This is a genomic window from Paraclostridium dentum (assembly GCF_012922555.1).
Taxonomy (GTDB): Bacteria; Bacillota; Clostridia; order Peptostreptococcales; family Peptostreptococcaceae; genus Paraclostridium; species Paraclostridium dentum.
This window is the reverse complement of record NZ_WIPK01000010.1, coordinates 1-18,853: the sequence shown is the minus strand read 5'-3', so window position 1 is coordinate 18,853 and position 18,853 is coordinate 1. Positions and strand designations below refer to the sequence as shown.

Here is an 18,853-nt window from a genome sequence, read left to right as displayed (position 1 = left end):
TTAAAGTCCATATAATCTAAATAAGTGGATGTAAAGGGCTTTTTTACTGCATAAAATAAAAAACTATGGACAACATACTTAAATAGGCATATTATATTAATAAATAAACATATAAGAGGTGATTAGGTATAATGAACAGATAATTTTATTCAATTATTTAAAAAGTTTATAAATCTTAAAAAGTATTTTTAGATACTTTTATTTTTGAGCTTATAAACTGTCTTAAATTAAGAATAAGATTAATTCATTGAAACCTTAAATCAAACTTCTTTATGAAATTGTTTTATGAGAGTATTAAAATAAAAATTTATATTATAGTTCTTATTTTTTAACTTTCAGCTATATAACTTATATTTATATAGTTTCAATAAAATGATTTGTGTTTCATATTTAAAATCAATCTTTCTTAATTTAAGTGTAATTTACTTTAAATTTAAGGAAGTTTTTTTATGCAAAAAACTTTCGCAAGGAGGAATATATATGGCACAAATAAACGTAGTCAATTTGACTTTTAGTTACGATACACACGTAGATGATATTTTCAAGAATGCATCTTTTTCTATAGATACAAATTGGAAAATAGGACTTATAGGAAGGAATGGAAGGGGTAAAACCACGCTTTTAAATCTATTTATGAAGAAATTTAAATACTCAGGGACTATATCTTCTCCCGTAGACTTTGAGTACTTTCCATTTCATATAGAAAATAAAGATAGAACTTCTCTTGAAGTAATTAGAAACACAATAGCTCCATTTACAACTTGGGAGGAATTAATGAATGAGTATGTAAATGACGAAGAAAAGTTAGATCAGTATGGAGATATTTTAGAAAAATACATTGAAAATGATGGATATATAATAAATGAGTTAATAGAAAAAGAAATAAGAAAGATGAAATTAGAAGTTGAAATACTTCAAAGAAACTTCTCTACTTTAAGCTTTGGAGAACAAACAAAGTTACTTCTTGTTGGCTTGTTTTTAAGGAAAAACCACTTTTTATTAATTGATGAACCAACAAATCATTTAGACATAGAAGGCAGAGAGGTCATATCAAATTATCTAGCATCAAAATCTGGGTTTATATTAATTTCTCACGATAGATCCTTTTTAGATAAGATAGTTGATCACGTGTTGTCTATAAACAAGGCAAATATAGAAGTTCAAAGAGGTAACTTCTCAACTTGGCAACTTAACAAGGATAGACAAGATGAGTTTGAAAAGCTTGAAAATGAAAAACTTAAAAAAGATATTAAAAGACTTCAAGAGGCAGCAAAGCAAAAAGCTAGTTGGTCAGATAAAACAGAAGCATCAAAGATTGGAAATGGACCCACTGACAGAGGATTTATTGGGCATAAGGCTGCTAAGATAATGAAAAGGGCTAAATCTATTGAGAAAAGACAAAATAATGCTATTGAAGAAAAATCTAAGCTACTTAAAAACTTAGAGAATTATGATGATCTCATATTAAAAACTAGTGAAGATATGGAAGAGAAAATATTGACACTAAACAATTTAAGTATTAGATATGATGATAAAGTATTGTTTAAAGATGTTAATCTAAAAATAAAGCCAGGAGATAGAGTTTGGTTAAAAGGTAGTAATGGATCTGGCAAATCAAGTCTTATAAAACTAATTCTTGGTGAAGATATTTCTTATGATGGTGATATTTATAAGTGCAAAAACATTTCATATGTTTCTCAAGATACATCTTATCTTGAAGGAAATGTTGATGAACTAGCAAGAAAGTATAGTGTAGATTTAAATCATTTAAAATCAAATCTTTATAAAATGGGATTTGAAAGTATTCAGTTTGAAAAAGATGTAAGCACTTGGAGCGAAGGCCAAAAGAAAAAGCTTTTGATTGCTAAGAGTCTTTGTGATCGTGCTAGTTTTTACATTTGGGATGAACCTTTAAACTTTATTGATGTTATAAGTCGTATGCAAATAGAGGATTTGATTTTATCAGTTCAGCCTACTATGTTATTTGTAGAACATGATGAGTTCTTTGGGGAAAGAATTTCAACTAAAGTACTTGAACTTGAATAATAAAAAAAATTAAACAAATGGTGTAACAAATTCAATTTTAAATTGTTTTATAATTTGTTACACCATTTTATTTTAAAATTTTTACATAAATAAAAATAAACTTATCGCCATAACTAGCATTCCAAAAACTAAACCATAGATAGAATAATGTCCGTCATCATATTCTTTGGCTAAAGGTAATAATTCATCAATAGAAATAAATACCATTATGCCTGCAACAGATGCAAATAATATACCGAATACGGTGTTATTCATAATTGGCATTAAAACAATATAACCAACTAATGCTCCTACAGGTTCTGCTAATCCAGAAATAAATGAATATAAAAAGGCTTTTTTTCTACTATCCGTTGCATAATAAATTGGAACAGATACAGAAATTCCTTCGGGAATATTATGGATAGCTATTGCAACAACTATGGGTATAGCTATAGTTGAATCTTGAAGTGCAGCAATAAAAGTTGCTAGACCTTCAGGGAAATTATGAATAGCTATTGCTAATGCTGTAAAAATTCCAGTTCTCATTAATTTCATTTTAGCTTTTGGTGTATTTAAACTATTTGAAGAGATTTGATCTAATTCTTCAACATCTCTTACTTCATGAGGGTTAGTATCCTTTGGTATAAATTTATCTATTAAGGCTATAACTAAAATCCCTCCAAAGAAACCTAGTATGGTAGCGCCAGTTCCCATTTTATCTCCAAATGATAATGATAAAGAGTCTTTAGCCTTAACAAATATTTCAATCATTGAAACATATATCATAACCCCTGCTGAAAAACCTAGGCTACAAGACAAGAATTTTTTATTAGTATTCTTAGAAAAAAAGGCAATGAAACTTCCGATTCCAGTTGATAATCCTGCAATTAATGTAAGTAAAAAAGCAAATCCAACGTTATCCATAAGCCCTCCTTAGATTGAAAATGATTTATAAATGATAATTATTATCATTTATAAAATTATAGCATGATAATACTATAAAGTATATTAAAAATTTCAGTATGTAAAATAAAACTCTATTTGATTAACAATCTGTTTTACCATCTAAGAAACTATTTATTATTTTTATGTTTTAGGTAAATTAGCTAAAGAGTTAAGTGAACAGTCTGAGATCATTGATGATAAAATATCTATGTATAAAAAAATGTATGGTAATGATATGTTCAAGATGGCGGAGAAAGAGGTAATTTTAAAAAAGGTATATGATAATCGAAATAATCCACTAATCAATGAGATAAAGAGTACTTTTAATGAAATTATAGAACTTGAATCCAAATTAAAAGATAAATTAAATAAAGATTAAGAACCAAAAAATAGTATTATTAATAAAAAGCTATCTATTATTATTAATCTGTGCTATAATAATATTTGTAGCAATACACAAATAAATTAAAGAGACCTAGAAATAGGTTCATAGGAGTTTTTTAATGATGAATGGAACAGTAAAATGGTTTAACAATGAAAAAGGATTTGGTTTTATATCAGTAGAAGGTGGAGAAGACGTATTCGTACATTTCTCAGCTATACAAACTGATGGATTCAAATCATTAGAAGAAGGTCAAAAAGTAAACTTTAATGTAGTTGAAGGTGCTAGAGGTCCTCAAGCAGAGAATGTAACTATATTATAATATATATATGTTCGGAAAAAAGACACATCGTGTGTCTTTTTTTTATGCAAAATTACAATAAGATATAATCTAGCTAGTATAAATATTATTAAAGTCTATAAACTTCATATAAATGGATTTTATAGGCTTTTGGTATTACGGTTTAGACAAGCTACTCTTACGAAATGGAGCATTATATAATAAAGTCTATCTTTGCATTTATATTACTTTTATATTATTGATAAAAAATTAATGTAGGACCTAAGTAGCGCTTCGTATTACTTTTTAGACGGATCAGAAAAATTTCTAGGGTTAAACCATAAAAAATATAAACCAATTGCTAAAATTAGAATACCTGACATTTCTCCTGCACTAAATAAAAGTATTAGCCCAAATAAAAGAAAAACTACACCAAGACATTTTAATAATATATTAATTATCTTTAATTTTTTAGAACTCATAGTTTCCCAAGCAGTATCACTAAAATAATTTACTTTTTTAGTTTTTGCATATTCTTCTCTTTCTCTATCTTTCTTTTCTTTTACTTTTCTTTTGCTTTCTTGAACATTCATTTTATAATCTTTATTTACTTGTTCAATCCCCTCTTTTAATTGAATTTTTGCATCGTTAAGTTCTTCTCTTATTTCAGCTTTATTTTTACTCATTTACAAAATCTCCCTATTTATATATTCAATATAAATAATACCAATAATATATAAAAAGTACAAATATAGTTAATTTCAATTAAGTAATATATAATTGAATTAATAAGTATATTATTTAATAGATTTGTAAATAGAGATTTTTGGAAGAAATGAATTAAAGAATAGAGATGAATAGGGGGAAAAAATGAATATTATATCTGTTAAAAAGCAGCCAGAATATGCTTCGGCTGTAATAAAATACTTTCAAGAAAAGTGGGCAAGTGAAGACAGTCTAAAAGTATATGAAGACTGTATAAATAACTGTATAACAGCAAAGGGGCCACTTCCGCAGTGGTATCTTCTTTATAACGATGATGAAATTGTTGGGTGTGCAGGTTTAATTACCAATGATTTTATCAGTAGGATGGACTTATATCCTTGGGTTTGTGCATTATATATTGAAGAAAAATACCGTGGGAACTCTTACGGTAAGCTACTACTTGAGAAGGCAAAGAAGGATTCAAAAGAGGGTGGTTTTGATAAATTATATTTATGTACTGATCATATAGGATATTATGAACGTTATGACTTCAACTACATAGGTATTGGGTATCATCCATGGGGTGAGGAATCACGTATATATGAAGCAACACTTAATAAATTAAAATAAGTTTAACTATTAAAAAAATGGACTTCAAGGTTGTTTAAACGCCTATCTTTAAATGCTTTTTAGGAATTAGCTAGATTTTAAATACATCTATAAACTATTGAACTTTTTAATCATGCTATGATAGTATTAATAAACAAAATTATATAGAGGTGATAAATAATGATACAATCTATAGTACATATTTCTTTAGTTGTTAATGATTATGATGAGGCTATTGACTTTTACACTAAGAAACTTAAGTTTAATTTAATAGAGGATACATACCAACCAGAACAAGATAAGCGCTGGGTTGTAGTTTCGCCACCTGGTTCAAACGGAACTGCAATATTGCTTGCAAAAGCATCGAAAGAGGAACAAATGTCTTTTATAGGAAATCAAACAGGTGGAAGAGTATTCTTATTCCTTGGTACAGATGACCTTTGGAGAGACTATAATGACATGGTAGCAAAAGGTATAGAGTTTGTTAGAGAGCCACAAGAGCAAGACTATGGAACTGTAGCAGTATTTAAAGATTTATACGGAAACTTATGGGATTTACTTCAATTTAGAGAAAATCATCCTATGTTTAAAAGAGTAAAGTAGAATAAGCATGTTTTTGTACGGATAAATATACAGCATATATGAAACTAGTAATTAAATTTAAATTTAAGAATTAGGTTATGTATAATACATAAAGATAATGACCTTAGAACCCATTTATTTGGGTTTTAAGGTCATTTTATTATTGATATTTATAATAAGTTTTTAATGAATATTTTTTTGTTTTTAGTATGAAGAACTACAAACTGCAGCATTTACTAAGTCACAAACTTCTTTTGGATCACTAAAGCTCATTTTTGCATCTGAACAAGAAACTCCTGAGTTATTCCAAGCTACCAACCCTGATATAACACCTGCATTATTTGCACATTGAATATCAGTTGTCATATCACCAATATAAATACATGAATCTTTATCTGCTCCTGTTAATTCCATATATTTAAACAGTGGATCTGGGTATGGCTTATGATTTTCTGTATCATCTTCTAAAATAATAGTTGTAAAAAATTCTTCTAAATTAAACTTTCTAAAGTACTTATCATACTCATTTTTACTTCTTGATGATACAGCTCCTAAAGAACAATTATTTTCTTTTAAAAATTCAAGCATTTCCTTTGCACCATCAAAAAAGTCTGCATCAGAACAATACTTTTCGTAATTTACTTGCCATTTACATATATAATTTTCATCAACGGTAGCATTCAATTTTTTAAGACCTATATCTGTTGTAACCCCTAAAACTACTCGTATTTCCTCTAATGTGTGCTCATAACCATATTCTTTTAATGTATCTTTCCATGTTTTTAATATAGCATTTTCTGTATCAATTAATGTTCCATCTAAATCAAATATATAATGTTTTAAATTCATATTGATTATCCCCCTGGAAATTGTTATTTTTTAAACTACTTTATTAAGATAACTATACCATAACCTTATATATTGATATAGAAATATAATTTAGAACATGAAAAATGTAGATTTTAAATGGTAATCAAAAATTTATTTATTAGATTAATGGTAGAGAATAGATTTGATATAATTAAGAGTATACGAAATCTAGAAATTTACTGGAGGAACTTATGAATAATTTAGTTTTAAAGAAGGTTGCAAAGTCTTTAAATGATTTTAATTGTATGTGGGCAATTGGTGGGTCTACGCTATTGAATCATTATGGACTAGTAGAGGAGCCTAAAGATATAGATATATTGGTTAATCCTAAAGATACAGAAAATGTGAAATTAGCAATGAATGAAATAGGTAAGCCGCTTGAGGTCATAAATAATAGTGATAAATTTAAGTCTGATGATTTTTTTAGATATGATGTAGATGGTACAGAAGTTGAGTTTATGGTTGGGTTTAGAATAAAATGTGAAGATAGTTTATATGAAGTTATATTTGATGAAGACTCAATAGTTTCAACAGTTTTAAAGGATGAAGTTAAAATTAATCTAATGTCACTTGAAGATTGGTTTGTAATTTATAATGTTCTAGGTGACCCTAAAAATAGAACTCATTTAATAAGTAAATATTTCGAGAAGAACGGAGTAAGTTATAAAAATATATTAATCCGTAACCAGAATTTACAAATGCCTGAATATATTAAAAATGAAATTTTAAATTTAATGAGTTACTAAATTTTATTTGAAGTCTAAATTGTATATTTTAGGTAAAGCCCTTAAAATTCATTTTTGAATTTTAAGGGCTTTTTTAAGACTACTTTTGAAGTGATTTTTAGAGTATTTCTTTAAATTTTACCATTTTAGGCTAAATAAAAGCTATGTTAGTCCACTTTTAAAGTTTGTTTAATTTTATATGTTAAAATAATTTTGTATTTATTAAATATATAAATATCACTAACTATACTAGCGATTTTTATTCGAGGAGTAGACGAAATTTTAAAATTTTAACATAGATATTACAGTGCATATATGGTTTTAACAAAAGGAGAATATAGTATGGATATGAAAAATGAAAGTTTAATGAATGAGGCCCGTAGGGCAAAAAAATTACCAAGTATAGGTTGGGCAATTGTATTAACATTTCTTATTATGGATTTTGGTGTTTTTTTCGGTCAAATTCCATTTAAAATTATATCATTTTTTAGTTTTGCGAATACAAGTCTTCAAAACGAAAATCTTATAACTTTATTATTTGAATTACTTAGTTTCTTTGGTATATCAGTACTTGTGTATATAAGAGTAGTTAAAATTGAAGAGAGGCCTTTTTCTTCTATTGGATTTTGTAAAGAAGGATGGATAAAGAAATACTTAACTGGATTTATGGTAGGTGCTATATTGACTGCTTCAGAAGTAGTTTTATTATATTCTTTTGGACTGATAAGTGTAGAGCATAATCCTAGCCAACCAGTAGGATTATCTGCTATAAAGTACATAATTATAATATTAATTGGATGGATAGTTCAGAGTTCGGCTGAAGAAATTGTAACTCGAGGATGGCTTATGAATGTTTTAAGCGCTAAGTATAATGGATGGGTAGGTTTAATTGTGTCATCCACTTACTTTGGGTTTATGCATGTATTCAATCCTAATATTAGCTATATAGCGGTTATAAATTTAGTTTTAGCAGGATTTTTATTTGGACTTTATGTTTTAAAAACTAATGACCTTTGGGGAGCTTGTGGTCTTCATTGTGCTTGGAATTTCTTTATGGGAAACATATTTGGGTTTGAAGTTAGTGGGACTAGTGCATCTGTAGGTACTTTATTTGATTTAAATCTAATTGGAAACCCATCAATTTCTGGTGGAAAGTTTGGACCTGAAGGCGGCATTTGTGAAACTATTATAATAATCGTAGCTATAATAGTTATTATTTATTTAGATAAGAAAAACTTCTTTAAACAATATGAATAAGACTTTATTTAATATAGTTAAGGCACACTAAGAAGTGTGCCTTTTTAATTTCTCAGGTTATAAAAGAGTTAAACTCTAAGTTTTATCCATTTAGCGAATTTTTTCCACTCGTCTCCTGAAAATATAGATATTATAAAGTCTGAAATAATTACTCCTATTTCTAAAACTAATTCCACAATTAAAACCTCCTTTTAAACATACTATACTTAAAGTATATCCAATAAAACCTATCTATAGTGAGTTCATATAAAAACCTTAATATATAAATTCAAGATAAGGGGAGATCTATTAAAATACAAATCAATTAGATTGAACGTATTTTTATGAGGTTAATTGAAATTCTGCTATGATTTAATTAAAAAGGTTGATAGTTTTAATTTAGTTAATATAAAATATAGGGGGGATTTTTTGGTTATTATTTTTATAGGATTGACTATGTATATAGTAGGACTTGTTTGTAAGTACCTACGTGATGATTATAAGCAATTTCCTAATTTGTTTGTGGGATATAAAACTAAATATGCAATGAAGGACAAAGAGACATGGGATGAAGCCAATTTATATATTTATAAACCGTGTACTTTTTCTTTTATAGTTTCCGTAGCTGTCATTTTAGGAAATAAATTTTTAAATATAAAACTACAAGATACAGTTTATTATATTTTGATATTTGCAATAATCTTTGTGCCAATAATCTTAACAGAAATTCATTTAAGAAGGTTTAATAAAAATAAAAAATTAAACTCTATATTATAGAGTATAGTTTTTTTTGCATGTATATATTTTATTTCAATATACACTGTATAAATAATAAATTATGATACAATTAATTTATTATTATATAGAATTGACTTAATTAATATACAAATAAAAATTTGAAATGGAGATAAAAATGGAAATACGACCTAATTTTTTTGATATAAAATCTTATAGTGAGTTTATCAAATATTATTGGTATCGTGATGAACTATCAAAAATTTGTAAGAAATTAGGAATAGATCATACTGGTACTAAACAAGAATTAATTCATAATTTAGAAGAATATTTTAATGGAAAGATCATTAAGCGTAAAAAAAGAGATTTTTCTAAAAAATGCTTAAAAGAAATCGGATTAAACTGTCCTTTGATTGAATGTGGATTTTCATTTAACTCAAATTTCAGAGAATATTTTTCAGCCCAAACAGGTGTCGAAAACTTTAAGTTTACAGCAGATATGGCAACTGCATGGCGTAAAGTAAAAAAAGAGCATGATACTGATTTTACGATTCAAAATATGCTTGATATATATTATCAAAAATCTGATTATGCAAAATATGATAATTCTTCATGTCAATGGAATCAATTTTTAAAAGATTTTTGTGCAGATAAGGAAAATATAATTTTTGATAATAAGTTGAAAGTAGCTTCTATACTTTGGGCAGTTGTAAAAAATTCATCAAATCCTAAAATATATTACCATACATTAGTAGAAAATAATTTTGACCTAATCAAGATATATTGTAAGAAATAACAAAAATTAATACATTGAAATTTTCGTTTAGACAATAGTTTAGTTTCGAATAAAGTTAATACTCTTAGAGTCCAAATAAATAGATTTCAAGGGCATTAACTTTATATACAAATTGATTTATATTGGCTATAAAGTTTCTAGTTGCGTAGTTATTAATTCCTTATTGATTTTTGATGATTCAAATTCAATAATTTCATAGTTACCTAATTTATTAATATAAAATGGATCTTCTTTTATAATTTCACTAACCTCTTCTTTATCAGCATTACATAAAATTACCCCACCTATTCTAGGGTTCTTTCTTCCTGAACATATAAATTTGTTATTTGCGTAATATTTATTTAAAAATTCTATGTGTTCCTCTAGTTTTTGTTCAATTTTATCCAATTCAACTGTATATGTTATATTTACTATTACCATATGTACATCCCCTTTTATAAAATATATTTACTTTATTCAAACTAATCCTTTTATATTTAAAAGTCAAGTACTGACTAGCCTTAAACTTTCACTATAGGTAATAGTCATTATTTTGCACAAAGTTAATGCCGTTAGAATCCAAATAAATGGATTCTAACGGCATTTTTGATACTACTTCTATTCTAATGCCAATTTATTTTTTGATTTAAAATAAATTCTAAAGCATATATCTTCAATTAATGCGTAAGCACCACTAGTTATAAAATATAAACCTAATGCAACTGGTGTTCTTGCAGTTAATATAAAACTCATAACTACTGTTATTATAGCCATATGTTTATTAAGGGCTACTTGAGAACTAGTCTTAAAATAAGGTATATAGTTTATTAAATTTGGAGCTAACATTATTAACGTATATATACAAGGTATTATAAATAAATTATCAGACATGCTTAAGTTATTTATCCAAGGAACTATAGAACTAGAAAAATCCTGTGGCATACTTGAAAATGTTCTATAAAGCGCAAATACTATTGGCATTTGAAGCAATAAAGTAGAACATCCCAACATACTTTTCATGCTCTCAGTTGCATGTAATTGCATTTGCTTTTCAAGCTCAGTAGGATTATTTTTATATTTTTCCTTTAATGTACTCATTTTATCAGCCATGTCTTGTTGTTTTCTCATAGAGAGTTTTTGTTTCATAGATAACGGCATAAGTATTAATTTAACCATTAATGTTACAACGACTATTGCAACCCCTAAATCTCCTGTAAAACTAAATAATATACTTAATAAATCTTGTAATATACTTGAAATGAAATTCATTTTATTTTCTCCTTTTAATTATAATTTAATATTTTGGATTAAAAAAATTTCATTTCAAATTAAAATAGACTACAATACCTCCAAACATCATATTTCTGAAATACAAAATACTGTTTTGGTATTAAGTTATAAAAATACTCTAGCCTATTATAAAAAACAGTCTTTATAAAAGTATCATTAATTTTAGAACATATAGATTCTTTACAGAAGTAAACTAGAGATCCTATTATGGAAATTAAAAATGCCGCATAGATTAATATATAAATTATATTATCTATATCAGGTCTCATTACTTCACCTCACAATTAATTTACTTAAAGTAAATAATACTACAATTATATGAAAATATCTATTAAATATTTTTAAAATTTTAACTCACATTAAAATGTTATTTTAGAGACTAAGTTATGTATTTGAATAAAGTCAACGCACTTAGAATTCACTTAAATGGACCTTAATAGCATTTTTACTACTACTATTTAAATAAGTTTTTAAAAAATAATTAATTTATATTGACTTTTTAGATGAAAATGATTATCATTATAATATACTAAATATTAATAATAAATCTTGCTAATTGATTTAAATTAAATACTCGGCTAATAGCTGTATATTCCTAGAAAACAAACAAATTAAAAAAGAAGAACTGACCTCCTTAAATTCAGTTCTTCTTTTTTGCGTTTTAAGAGAAGAATTAAATCTTTTCAAATCAAATAATATAATTTAGTTATGTACTCTACATAAAGTTAATGATATTAGACTCTAAATAAATGGATTTTAATGTAATTTTAACTAGGTATCTTTAACTATTTTATTAAAAATAGTTAATTAATTTTATAATCGATAGTTTTTGTATAGATAATATCGATAAATTGATAATAATTAAAATTATAATAATGTTAATAAGAGGTGATTTTATATGGATATGATTAATAATTTTAATAAAGCTATGAAATATATAGATCAAAATTTAGAAAATGAAGTAGATTTCAAAAAAGTTTCTCGAATTGCAGGTGTATCCGAGTTTCATTTTAGGAAGATATTTTCTTACCTTTCTGGAATGACACTTAGTAGCTATATTAGAAAAAGAAAGCTATCAGAAGCAAGTCTTGATTTAATTAACAATAAAATGAAAATTATAGATGTTGCAATTAAGTATGGATATGATTCTGCAGATGGATTTACAAGAGCATTTAAAGAGTGGTTTGGAGTAAATCCATCAGAATTAAAGAATCATAAAGATTTTAAAATTTATCCTAGTATGACATTTCAATTAACAATTAGAGGAGGAAGCAATATGAATTATCGTATAGAAAAGAAAAATCCATTTAAACTAGTAGGAGTTAAAAAAAGAGTTCCTATTGTATTTGAAGGACAAAATCCAGAAATAATGAAGATAGCTCAGAGTATAACACAAGAGCAAAGGGAAAGATTACAGTCGTACAGAGACACAGAGGTAAAAACTGTAGTTAATGCGTCTTTTAATCTTGATGATGGAGTATATGAAGAAAAAGGAAACCTAGATCATTTAATAGGGTCAATAACTACGTTAGATTTAGACTTTGGAGAGTTTGATGTAGTTGAAGTTCCTAGTCATACATGGGCTATATTTTCCTGTGAGGGTCAATTCCCAAATTTAATGCAGGACACATATGCTAAAATAGCCTCTGAGTGGTTACCGTCTTCAGGTTATGAACTAGTAGATGCACCGGGAATATCTTTTAATGGAGATATGTCTAATTTATCAAATGTTTACAGTGAGATATGGGTTGCTATAAAATAATATTTTGTACATTAAGCGACTTTTACTGTATTTAGAACAAAGTTAAAGCCCTTAGAATATAAATAAATTCCAAGGGCTTTTTTACCACTAATCTTTAAACAAATTGGTGACTTTTTTTATCAATTATAATTGCCTCTATAAAAGCTGCTATGAAAATTATACCAAATATTAATAGGAGTACACCTATAGGTAAATTAAAATAATATTTATTTAGCATACAAAATATTTCAAATATAATTAAATATATTCCACTCCTATAATATATTTTGGAGTAAAATTTTATGTATCCATCTCTATCTTTGATTCTTGTAGGGCATGTTAATACATACTTTTCTATATCTTTAGTTTCTTTTAACTTATAACTTTTATTAAAAACCAAATAACCATTAATATAGTTATAATTGACATTTGCGTTCACTCACCTTCAAGACTATTAATAAAGAACATATCTTTCTTATCGACCTATAGCCTCTAGTTTGCTAATTATTATTCCTTGTGTCATATTTTATTTCTCCTTTGTTTATTGTTATTTGTACTTATAATATCATTTGTATCATGGATGTTATCGTATAGTTTTGTAAGGAGTTAATGAACCTATCAAAAATGTAAGAATTATTTAAGCTTTGTGTCAGGCTCTTTTAATGTTATAGCTGTATAATAAACTTATCAAATGAAAGATAACTAAAAGGAGGAATTACAAATGACAATAATTTTAGGAAGTTTAATGATAGTTCCATTTATATTAGCAGTAGGAGCAGGGCTAGTAAGCTCAGAATTAGAAGTTGCAAACCAACAATAAACTTTATATAGATAATTAATTGATAAAATGTATTTAACGAAATTCCCAAATCCCTTTTTATATAGATAAGTCACTTACTAATTAGCTATATAAAATTCAAACTAATAAGTTAATTACAGTAATAGTTTTTTATGTAGCTAAGTAAATGCACACAAAAATAGCTCATTAATCTAATATTTTAGATTAGTGAGCTATTTTTAATTATTATAATGCTAAAACCATTTCATATTGTTTTACTACCAGTTTAAAACCTAACTTTAGTAAGAAATCATTCATAGAAACACATTGACTATCTATATTAACAACATTAAGAGTAGATGATTTTGTATTTTTAACCAAGTCTGCCAATATACTACTTCCAATACCTTTACCTCTATAATTTTTATCAACTGCTATTTGTGGGATATCTCCTGTATTTTTATCAATTATTCCATATCCAACAATTTCATCATTAATACTAACAGTAGAGCATATGAATGCATCTGATACAGCTTTTATTGAGTCAATTGAATTTTGCCATGATGGGTTAAAATCCCAAAAACTCATTAATTTAACCCAATCGATTTCTGTAATATCATCAATGTGTTTGACTTGATGTGTTGGGGTACAAGTAAATAGTTTTTTCTCTAAATTAAAACATTCAAACTCTCTTGATACCTCAAATCCTTGTTTTTTATACAAATGAACTGCAGATGTGTTAGATTGAATTACCTCAAGCAAATATTGTTTAACTTCCATTTCTTTAAGGTTTTTCAGTACATTTACAAACATAGCACTTGTTATACCCTTATTTCTATATTCCTTTACAACGCCAGTTCCAGTATCATAAGCAGTTAGATTACCATCCCATTCTCTAATTGAATTTAATAGGAAACCAACTAATACACCGTTATCAGATGCACCCATTGAGGCTTGTGTAACATAACCTGTTCGCTGAAGCCTTTGCTTAAGCTTTAAAATAGGCATATCTATTTTTACTTCATAATCTGAAAAAGCCTCCATGAATGTATTATGTAGTCTTTCAATACTTACATTTTCAAGTGTGTCGTAATTGACCATTATTGAATCCTCCTAAATAACAAATTATGTATATATTATCTTGCTAAATATAATGATTACTACCTATTTACAGTATAGTACTGGTGTTTATACAATATATTATAATTATCTACTATTGCGGATAATAGATCTAATATAACTTTCAGACATATTGTAATTACTAGCCAACTCTTTTACATTAAATCCATTAAACTTTTCTATAATCTCTCTATCACGAGCATCTTTATATATCATCTTTTCAGTAGGAAAGTACACAGATGTTCCTCCAAATTCTTTAAATAGCATCTTGGTTATATCCATTCCAACCTTCATAGCTATGCTTTCAAATTGTGGAGGTAAATCACTTATTTTTAAATCCATAAAAATAGCCTCCTGTAAAAATTCGTTTCACTTTAAGCTTTAGATTGTATAATTTGCTCAAAAGCCTATTTATATGGATATTCTACAAATATTTTAGATTTCCTACTAAATAAAATATTTTATGAAAAAATCTCTAAAAATAATAGTCATTAAACAAGAGTGATATACTTTTACTAGTTACTTAATTTCACTTATATAATACTACAATTAATAAGATATATTTGAATAAAGTTTAAACTAACAAATGGTGTAACAAATTATAAAACAAATATAAATGTATTTGTTTTATAATTTGTTACACCATTTTATTTTGAATTTGTTATTTGATTTGTAATTAAATCATTGGAATTACTATCTTCTAGCCTTTTTATTTCTGCTAGTTTTATCATAATCTTTTGCTAATTTATCTATGTTGAAATCATTTGGCAAATTGCTTTTAGTTGTTTCTAAAGGCCCTTCTAGTATACTCATTACTGTTTTGTTTACAGTTGTATTTTTAAACTTTGATATAGCTTTTAATAGCTTTAAATCATCTTCTTCGAAGTATATAGACATAGAAACCTTCTTACTTGATTTCTTGTCTTCCTCCATTTCTAATAAGTTAATTGAATTAGGCTTTACCTCTTCTTCTTCGAATTTAGTTTTTAACTTGTCATCTACTTTTGACTTATAATTTTTTTTAGGTAACTCCACTTTTTCCTCATCTACTAAAAATTTATCTATTCCCATATTTATAACACTTCCTTTTCTTTTAATTCTTCTATTAATTCCCCAAATTCTTCTCTAACCTTATGGCTTCTTTTAATTTTTTTACAATAATCTTCTATGTCTAATTTATTTAGTATCGCATTCTTAATTAAAGTTGTATCACTTAACTTGCTTTCTAATAGATCTTGTTTTATATCTTCAAATTGATCTAAGTAATCATTAAATATATCTGCAGTAGAAAGTTTTCTTTCAGTGTATGAATTTATAATTACAGCTCTTTTAGCTGTGTTTTCCATTTCCATATCTACTAAGTCTTGATTAAACTTCTTATAAAATAATTCGCACCCTCTTATCGATGCAATATCTTGATATTCTAAAGGAGTTATAATTGAATCTGATACTATCATAAAGTTTCTAGCAATTAGATCATAAGATGGAGATAAATCTATAAATACATAATCGTAATTTTTTAAAGTTTCTATATTAGATTTGAACCATCTCCAAACTGACTTCTCTCTATTAGTCTTAGTTGTAAGAAACTCAGAAAGAACACTTAAACTTAAATCAGATGGTATTAAATCTATATTTGAATACTTTGGAAGTGGAGATTTAATTATAACCTCATCTGCACTTGAGTTATCTGTTAATGCTTCAAACATCGTTTTATCGCTATGTGATACTTTATATAAAAACTGAGTTAAGTTTGCTTGAGTATCTGCATCAATGATTAGAACTTTATTGCCTTCTTTGCTTAATTTAATTGCTGTTAAAGCTGTTAGAGTTGTTTTTCCAACTCCACCCTTTACATTAAAAAATGAACATATTTTCAAAATACTTCCTCCTCTATGGTTGAACAAATACAATAACAATCTGTTTAATAATTAATTTAACAAATTGTTATTGTATTTGTAATTTTATTTGTTTCAAGATTTCATTTAGAAATTGTTGTATAACTAGTCTATCAAGTTGAGTTATGGTTTGTCAATAAAATAATCGAATGTATTCGGAATAGTTCTATTAATAGTAATTACGATATAATACTTTAAAATCCTTTAATTAAATTTAAGTTTAGATGATTTTTTACTATTTATAACTTACTCAAATAAAAATATGATTGCAGTTATACAAAAACTAATATTTTTACATATAATTATAATAAAGTACTTTTTATAAAGAAAATGGAAGTGTATAATGCTTTAAGCATTATACACTTCCATTTTCTTTATAAAATCATTTTTTTCTTCACTAGTTTTAAATACACTAGTAGGTATTATTAAAAGAATCAAGTATTCCTTTCCAAATATATAAATAGCATTATTATCTTCAATAACCTTATAAATTTGACTAAATAAAACTTCAATTCTATTGTTTCCTTGCTCATACATGAACCTATTATTTTCCACTGTACAAGTTAATTCTTTGAATATTACAGATTTAACACCAAGTTTTTTTTCTATAGATTTAATAAATACTTTTTCAACTCTAGAGAACCTATATAATAAATAACTCATTAGTAAAATCCATAAATAAGGTTGGATTGAAAAAGGATATATTAGAATTTCATTAATTTGTAATATAATATATACTATACACAAAATAATAAGCATCCTAGGTAGTAACTTATATCTTATAAAGTAATTTTTACTTAATTTTAATAAAAGTTTATATCCATTTAAATATTCATCCATTGTATTGGTATATTTAAATTCTATAATGATCCCCTCCCCTTAAAATTAAAATCTTTTAAATTAATCATATCATATCCATTGAATTTATATACAATAATTTATAATTATGGTTTTATTAGGAAAATTGCAATATAAATTTATGCATGTAAACCTATATTAAAAATTAAATCTGTATTATTCTAATAAAATTTTGATATTTCTTTAAGTATTGGTCTAAGTTTATCATCTACTATTTTTACACCATTATTTCTAAGTTTTTTTAAAATTATATATCGTTCTATTAAATTATTACATTTTTTAAATGATTGAATATATAAATTCTCTGCATCATCTCTAAAAACTTGTAGTTGTATGTTCTCACCTTTATTAAATTCATCAATTCTTTCAATAAATTTTCTTGATTCATTATAATAAAATATTAAGGTCAAATTTCCTGTATTTATCGTATATGTAATTTTAGTGTCAATTCCTTTGGTCCTAGTCTTTTCAACATTTTTATAACCACTTGTATCTACTATTTTATTAACGTCGTCAGAGGAAATTTCAGTATTTTTTTCTATCAATCTAGCTATATTAAGATATAAATCATTAAATTTATTTGATTTTGTTATCAATTTATATGCATAAACTTGATCTTTCACAGTGTCTGATTTTATTGCGAAATATGCTGGTTGTGATATTTTGTAAACTTCAAGTAGCATAATAGATAAAATTATAATACCTGTAATTAAATTAAGTGTTTTATTTTTCATAGTTAAATCTCCCGAGTATAGATGTTCATATTATATCTAAATATTAGCATATTTTAGGCTATTTTTTTAATATTAAATATACAACCATCATAAGGAATATCAATATCAGGATTAATTTATAAGTTATAAGTAAATTTTCTTTGTATCTCTTTTTCATTTTGGCACCTCACGTTAAAAGTCTTACTTAAAGTAAATACACTTTTAATCACTTTATTAGTTGATTAAGATATAAAATGATTAAAGATATAGATACTATAAGTTTTGTTATCTCTATAATTAAAACCTTCGTATCTTGTTTCATGTTCAATTCTCCTGCTTAGTATTTGAGTATATGATATCATGTAGAATGTGTAAGACTGCCGAACAAATTTGTAAGGTAGGCAAAATACAATTAAACTTAAATTATTGAAAAATTTAACGTGTTAATAGTTTATTTAATTTTCGTGTTTAATTTTCTAAATTTTATAGTATAATATAAATATAGAAATAAAAAAAAAGAAACTACAATCTAGTGGTATAGAGCGAAGTTTCTATGTAAATAAAATATCTATTTATTTAGGTCACTC

22 protein-coding genes are annotated in these 18,853 nt (G+C 25.9%); 10 read left to right on the top strand and 12 right to left on the bottom strand.

Annotation, left to right across the window (positions count from 1 at the left end; all coding sequences use genetic code 11):
• Nucleotides 1-480 precede the first annotated feature (480 nt).
• A complete protein-coding gene (gene abc-f, locus GFJ41_RS13450; RefSeq protein WP_170075578.1) occupies nt 481-2,046 on the top strand; it encodes a ribosomal protection-like ABC-F family protein in 1,566 nt (521 codons plus the stop codon).
• Between the two features lie 81 nt (nt 2,047-2,127).
• Here abc-f and zupT read toward each other — a convergent pair whose 3' ends face one another.
• A complete protein-coding gene (zupT, locus tag GFJ41_RS13445; RefSeq protein ID WP_170075577.1) occupies nt 2,128-2,949 on the bottom strand; it encodes a zinc transporter ZupT in 822 nt (273 codons plus the stop codon).
• A 229-nt stretch (nt 2,950-3,178) separates the two neighbouring features.
• On the opposite strand from zupT, the gene GFJ41_RS13440 reads away from it, so the two are divergent.
• Complete coding sequence (locus GFJ41_RS13440; protein ID WP_170075576.1) at nt 3,179-3,349, top strand: hypothetical protein; 171 nt, start codon at nt 3,179-3,181, stop codon at nt 3,347-3,349.
• A gap of 124 nt (nt 3,350-3,473) precedes the next feature.
• The gene (locus GFJ41_RS13435) at nt 3,474-3,674 is read left to right on the top strand and encodes a cold-shock protein (protein ID WP_035117250.1); all 201 of its coding nucleotides are present in this window, start codon (nt 3,474-3,476) and stop codon (nt 3,672-3,674) included.
• A 257-nt stretch (nt 3,675-3,931) separates the two neighbouring features.
• Here the strand turns inward: GFJ41_RS13435 and GFJ41_RS13430 are convergent, their stop codons facing one another.
• Nucleotides 3,932-4,318, bottom strand: a complete 387-nt coding sequence (locus GFJ41_RS13430) for a hypothetical protein (protein WP_035117251.1) — start codon at nt 4,316-4,318, stop codon at nt 3,932-3,934.
• 184 nt (nt 4,319-4,502) lie between these two features.
• Between GFJ41_RS13430 and GFJ41_RS13425 the strand changes: the two genes are divergently transcribed.
• Nucleotides 4,503-4,967: a GNAT family N-acetyltransferase gene (locus tag GFJ41_RS13425; RefSeq protein WP_170075575.1), complete on the top strand. Its 465-nt coding sequence runs from the start codon at nt 4,503-4,505 to the stop codon at nt 4,965-4,967.
• Nucleotides 4,968-5,126: 159 nt separating this feature from the next.
• Nucleotides 5,127-5,549, top strand: coding sequence for a VOC family protein (locus GFJ41_RS13420; protein WP_170075574.1), 423 nt, complete (start codon nt 5,127-5,129; stop codon nt 5,547-5,549).
• Nucleotides 5,550-5,732: 183 nt separating this feature from the next.
• On the opposite strand, the gene GFJ41_RS13415 is transcribed toward GFJ41_RS13420, so the two are convergent.
• Nucleotides 5,733-6,377, bottom strand: coding sequence for an HAD family hydrolase (locus tag GFJ41_RS13415; protein ID WP_170075573.1), 645 nt, complete (start codon nt 6,375-6,377; stop codon nt 5,733-5,735).
• Nucleotides 6,378-6,589: 212 nt separating this feature from the next.
• Here GFJ41_RS13415 and GFJ41_RS13410 point away from each other — a divergent pair, with 212 nt between their 5' ends.
• From GFJ41_RS13410 to GFJ41_RS13395, 4 genes are all read left to right on the top strand, one after another.
• Complete coding sequence (locus tag GFJ41_RS13410; RefSeq protein WP_170075572.1) at nt 6,590-7,144, top strand: nucleotidyltransferase family protein; 555 nt, start codon at nt 6,590-6,592, stop codon at nt 7,142-7,144.
• 321 nt (nt 7,145-7,465) lie between these two features.
• On the top strand, nt 7,466-8,380 hold the full coding sequence (locus tag GFJ41_RS13405) for a CPBP family intramembrane glutamic endopeptidase (RefSeq protein WP_170075571.1): 915 nt from the start codon (nt 7,466-7,468) through the stop codon (nt 8,378-8,380).
• 408 nt (nt 8,381-8,788) lie between these two features.
• The gene (locus GFJ41_RS13400; protein WP_170075570.1) at nt 8,789-9,136 is read left to right on the top strand and encodes an SdpI family protein; all 348 of its coding nucleotides are present in this window, start codon (nt 8,789-8,791) and stop codon (nt 9,134-9,136) included.
• Between the two features lie 136 nt (nt 9,137-9,272).
• Nucleotides 9,273-9,890, top strand: coding sequence for an SAP domain-containing protein (locus tag GFJ41_RS13395; protein WP_170075569.1), 618 nt, complete (start codon nt 9,273-9,275; stop codon nt 9,888-9,890).
• Between the two features lie 126 nt (nt 9,891-10,016).
• Here GFJ41_RS13395 and GFJ41_RS13390 read toward each other — a convergent pair whose 3' ends face one another.
• Together GFJ41_RS13390 and GFJ41_RS13385 are read right to left on the bottom strand one after the other, a co-directional pair.
• Nucleotides 10,017-10,310, bottom strand: coding sequence for a YciI family protein (locus GFJ41_RS13390; protein ID WP_170075568.1), 294 nt, complete (start codon nt 10,308-10,310; stop codon nt 10,017-10,019).
• Nucleotides 10,311-10,487: 177 nt separating this feature from the next.
• Nucleotides 10,488-11,138 carry a YidC/Oxa1 family membrane protein insertase gene (locus GFJ41_RS13385; protein WP_168932674.1) on the bottom strand — a complete coding sequence of 217 codons (651 nt, stop codon included), beginning with the start codon at nt 11,136-11,138 and terminating at the stop codon, nt 10,488-10,490.
• A gap of 919 nt (nt 11,139-12,057) precedes the next feature.
• Here GFJ41_RS13385 and GFJ41_RS13380 point away from each other — a divergent pair.
• Complete coding sequence (locus GFJ41_RS13380; RefSeq protein ID WP_170075567.1) at nt 12,058-12,921, top strand: AraC family transcriptional regulator; 864 nt, start codon at nt 12,058-12,060, stop codon at nt 12,919-12,921.
• Between the two features lie 94 nt (nt 12,922-13,015).
• On the opposite strand, the gene GFJ41_RS13375 is transcribed toward GFJ41_RS13380, so the two are convergent.
• The 7 genes from GFJ41_RS13375 to GFJ41_RS13345 all read right to left on the bottom strand — a co-directional run bounded on the left by GFJ41_RS13375 (nt 13,016) and on the right by GFJ41_RS13345 (nt 18,287).
• Complete coding sequence (locus GFJ41_RS13375) at nt 13,016-13,300, bottom strand: hypothetical protein (protein WP_170075566.1); 285 nt, start codon at nt 13,298-13,300, stop codon at nt 13,016-13,018.
• Between the two features lie 624 nt (nt 13,301-13,924).
• Nucleotides 13,925-14,779 (bottom strand): GNAT family N-acetyltransferase, encoded by an 855-nt coding sequence (locus GFJ41_RS13370; protein WP_170075565.1) that lies wholly within the window; start codon nt 14,777-14,779, stop codon nt 13,925-13,927.
• Between the two features lie 105 nt (nt 14,780-14,884).
• The gene (locus tag GFJ41_RS13365) at nt 14,885-15,139 is read right to left on the bottom strand and encodes a Mor transcription activator family protein (RefSeq protein ID WP_021431471.1); all 255 of its coding nucleotides are present in this window, start codon (nt 15,137-15,139) and stop codon (nt 14,885-14,887) included.
• A gap of 351 nt (nt 15,140-15,490) precedes the next feature.
• Nucleotides 15,491-15,868: a hypothetical protein gene (locus GFJ41_RS13360; RefSeq protein WP_053832843.1), complete on the bottom strand. Its 378-nt coding sequence runs from the start codon at nt 15,866-15,868 to the stop codon at nt 15,491-15,493.
• A 2-nt stretch (nt 15,869-15,870) separates the two neighbouring features.
• Complete coding sequence (locus tag GFJ41_RS13355) at nt 15,871-16,677, bottom strand: ParA family protein (protein WP_025163103.1); 807 nt, start codon at nt 16,675-16,677, stop codon at nt 15,871-15,873.
• 366 nt (nt 16,678-17,043) lie between these two features.
• Complete coding sequence (locus tag GFJ41_RS13350; protein WP_170075564.1) at nt 17,044-17,535, bottom strand: YcxB family protein; 492 nt, start codon at nt 17,533-17,535, stop codon at nt 17,044-17,046.
• Between the two features lie 179 nt (nt 17,536-17,714).
• Nucleotides 17,715-18,287, bottom strand: a complete 573-nt coding sequence (locus tag GFJ41_RS13345) for a hypothetical protein (protein ID WP_170075563.1) — start codon at nt 18,285-18,287, stop codon at nt 17,715-17,717.
• Nucleotides 18,288-18,853: the final 566 nt, after the last annotated feature.